This is a genomic window from Pseudomonas sp. RW407, from assembly GCF_003176655.1.
GTDB lineage: Bacteria > Pseudomonadota > Gammaproteobacteria > Pseudomonadales > Pseudomonadaceae > Pseudomonas > Pseudomonas delhiensis.
Window position 1 is genome coordinate 1 of the sequence record NZ_QGSL01000082.1, and the last position, 346, is coordinate 346.

The 346-nt window shown below is 65.0% G+C and carries 1 protein-coding gene; it reads right to left on the reverse strand.

The window, feature by feature from the left end; all coding sequences use genetic code 11:
• A partial coding sequence (locus DK254_RS06545) for a transposase (RefSeq protein WP_146219575.1) occupies positions 1-346 on the reverse strand: 346 nt, incomplete at both ends.

The following is a 346-nucleotide window of genomic DNA, read 5'->3' on the forward strand; positions in this document are numbered from 1 at the left end:
GCTGGGCCTGTTCTGCGTCCACGACCTTCATCGCCTTGGCAATTTCCTTGTCGTAGCGGCGGATCGCTTCTTTGAGCGCCTTGATGGCGTCCTCTAGGCATTTGCGGACAAACGGATCCCGGGCTTGATGCAAACGGCGGCGCTCATCATCGCGCTGGCTGACCAACTGCTCGCGGCGCTGCACCAGCTCCCGCAGCCGCTCGCGTTCCGGCGAAGGCACGGTACTGGGGGCTTCTTCCAGCGTCTGCGCCAGATGCGCCAGTACCGCCGCGTCGATGGGATCGGTCTTGGCTAGCTTGCCCATGGCCGTGGCAAAGGCTCGCACCCGCGTGGGGTTCAGGCGCGA